At 57.7% G+C, this 1240-nt stretch carries 2 protein-coding genes; both read right to left on the minus strand.

Features of this window, described 5'->3' with window-relative positions:
• On the minus strand, positions 1 to 260 hold a 260-nt coding region (locus tag EOA86_RS35220), incomplete at its 3' end, for a glycogen debranching N-terminal domain-containing protein (RefSeq protein WP_281035731.1).
• Positions 261 to 335: 75 nt separating this feature from the next.
• Positions 336 to 1240: glycosyltransferase family 4 protein (locus EOA86_RS35225; RefSeq protein ID WP_164892352.1), on the minus strand; the 905-nt coding region annotated here is incomplete at its 5' end.

Here is a 1240-nt window from a genome sequence, read left to right on the forward strand (position 1 = left end):
ATGTTGTCCTGCGACAGCGAGGCGCCGAGCAGCGACGGCATCCGGCCGCCAATGAACAGACGGAAGCGCGACAATACACGCGTATCGTCGCGGAAAAGCCCGTCGCCGGTGCCGCGTATGTCGCCGTAGCTGTCTGCGACGACGAAGCAATCCTCGTGTTTCAGCGCAAATTGCCGATGCGGCTCGCGCGGTGCCGTTTCGTCGATTGCCGGCAGCGCCACGGCTGGATCAATCTTACGGTCTTCGAGTTGAGTGGTCATGGAACCCCTCCCGTTCAGAAGCAAACAAAGCGGCTCAGGCGCTGATCCTGGCAGCCGAGCCGTCGCCTTGCTCGGTCAGGTAGACATAGTCATCATTGCGGCATTTTTAGCGCGCTTGCTTTGAGAACCAAATGCTTTCGTTATGACGTCCGAGAGCGAGCCATAGATCGCCACGTAGTCGCGGCACATGCGCTCAACCGTGAATCGCTCTTCAAAAGTCCGTCGCACCCGTGCACGATCGATGCCGTTTATCCGCCGTACCGCGTCCACAGCTCCGTCGAGCGTGTCGACGATCAACCCGGACACACCATCGTCGATGACCTCCGGAACGGCGCCGCGTCTAAACGCTATCACAGGCGTGCCACAGGCCATCGCCTCAATGGTTACGAGTCCGAAGGGTTCCGGCCAGTCAATAGGGAACAAAAGCGCTGCCGCATTGCCCAAAAAGTCTGCTTTTTGCCGTTCGTCGATCTCGCCGATGAATTCCACGTTGGAATTTCGAAGCACCTTGGGTTCGACCCTCTCTTTCCAATATGATTGGTCTACCTTGTCGATCTTGGCGGCAATCTTCAGCGGCATTCCGGTACGCGCTGCGATTTCAATCGCTGTTTCCGGCCCCTTTTCCGGTGAGATGCGGCCGAGGAAGGCGAGATAGCCCGAGGCTTTCGGCCGAAAAGGGAGAAGATCGCGAGGCAGACCGTGATACACCGTTCCGATCCAATGGACAGGCGGCATGGGCCAGCGTTGATCGTAAGAAATCGAAACCAGCGGAATGTCATCAAACATCGCATAAAGCTGCGCCAAATCCGGGAGGTCGAGCCGTCCATGAAGTGTCGTAACGGTTCGCTCGGCAAAGTCCCGGACTACGGGGAAGTGGAGAATATCGATGTGAAAATGCAGCACGTCGAATTCATCGGCCCGCCTGCGCACCTGTTCAAGCATCATCACGTGCTGGGGAATATCGTGCCGGACCCTGGGAT

Source organism: Mesorhizobium sp. M5C.F.Ca.IN.020.32.2.1 (assembly GCF_004023105.1).
Classification (GTDB): domain Bacteria; phylum Pseudomonadota; class Alphaproteobacteria; order Rhizobiales; family Rhizobiaceae; genus Mesorhizobium; species Mesorhizobium wenxiniae.